Raw genomic sequence first — 1,489 nt, forward strand, 5'->3', positions numbered from 1 at the left:
ATCGTCCACGGCCCGGGTACTCAGGGTACCCAGGGCGCAACGGACAGTTTCAGTGTTCACCTGGGCGATATGGACCGGTTTTGAACCCGGATCAACCGGGGCTCAGGAGTTTTTGGCGTAAAAGGCATCACCGCCCGTAGCTCGGGGCCCAATAGGCGTTCTGCACGACGTCCAAGGAGAAAAGCTGCGCGACGAGCCCGTCCAGCTCTTCCGTAGCGATCGAGGACGGAATGAGGAGCACGTCCACCTGGACGTCGTCGCCCACGGACTTCGTCTGGAGGTCGCGCCACGGGAGGTTGCGCTGCCGGAGCGCGGTCGAGAGCGCTGTGAGGATCTCGTGCGCGTCGGGCTTGCGGCCGGTGAGCGTGATGCGGAAGGTCGCCTCAGTATGACTACTGTCCGTAGGAATCCGATTGATGAAGTTCGCGATCGGACGAAGGAGGGTGTTCGTGAGAAGAATGATCAGCGTCCCGATCACGGCCTCGTAGTAGAGCGACGCGCCCGCGGCTGCGCCGACGGCGGCCGACGTCCAAAGGGTGGCCGCCGTGTTGATGCCTCGGACGTTGACGCCTTCGCGCATGATGACGCCGGCACCGAGGAAGCCCACGCCCGTAATCACCGCGCCGATCGCATGAACGGGCGTTTGATTGCCGCCGTACGTGTGCCAGCCGATCAGCGTCATGTTGACGAACAAGGCGGAGCCGACGGCGACCAAGACGTTCGTGCGCAGACCGGCGGCGTGCTGACGGTACTGACGCTCAAGGCCGATGAGCGAACCCAGCACGAAGGAAAACACGAGCGGAATGAGGATGTCGTCGGAAACGGCGGTCATGGCGGTGCGTGCGGCGGTTGGTGAAGCTTGATGGGAATGATTGTGCCCGAAAGAAAGCGGGCGCACATCATGCCGGAACGATGAACGGTTGGGGAGTGCGCTTCAACGAAGATCGATGCGGAGGATTGACCGCGGGCAAATCTGTGTACGAAGCACGAAAGAAGACTTGAAGACCGGGATTGAGACGCCGATGACGACGGATTGGGAAAGCTGGTTGAAAAGCCCAAACCGGGAGGCTTTCGACGCTGGAAATTTCATAATTCAACATAACGACTATTATGTTGAGTACTAAAAACGAGGTTTGTGGGCGTTCTGACGGTTCGTTCTGCGTTTTGAGTTCGTTTGCGCGGTTCGTCTCGTTGATCGATCCGTTCGGCTTTTGAATGCGGCGGCGGTTGCCGTTGAGTTTGACTCGACCGCGCTCGGCTTTCCCCGTCGTCTTCGTTCGTCTCGTTTCGCCGGCGCCCGTCCCTGGACCGTCGGCGGCGACGTTCTGTTCTGGTCGGCTCCTCCATGTCTGCACCGTCCGTTCGACTTTGAGCCGAACCGCTCCGACGAGAGTTTCCTCCCACTCAAAGTCAAATCCCCGGAAGCTGTTCGGCACCCGGGGATCTCTGTTCGCGATTCTTGTTTTGGGATCCGACCGACGATCCGGTC

2 protein-coding genes are annotated in these 1,489 nt (G+C 60.2%); both read right to left on the bottom strand.

What is annotated here, in order from left to right; all coding sequences use genetic code 11:
• Nucleotides 1-127: 127 nt before the first annotated feature.
• The gene (locus tag HMPREF9440_RS08385; protein WP_008543293.1) at nt 128-832 is read right to left on the bottom strand and encodes an MgtC/SapB family protein; all 705 of its coding nucleotides are present in this window, start codon (nt 830-832) and stop codon (nt 128-130) included.
• Between the two features lie 67 nt (nt 833-899).
• On the bottom strand, nt 900-1,489 hold a 590-nt coding region (locus HMPREF9440_RS11520; RefSeq protein WP_216586075.1), incomplete at its 5' end, for a hypothetical protein.

The organism is Sutterella parvirubra YIT 11816, from assembly GCF_000250875.1.
Classification (GTDB): domain Bacteria; phylum Pseudomonadota; class Gammaproteobacteria; order Burkholderiales; family Burkholderiaceae_F; genus Sutterella; species Sutterella parvirubra.

What these genes read in the sequence shown, in the direction of transcription:
- HMPREF9440_RS08385 (WP_008543293.1), bottom strand. Translation starts at nt 832, where the DNA reads ATGACCGCCGTTTCCGACGACATCCTCATTCCGCTCGTGTTTTCCTTC.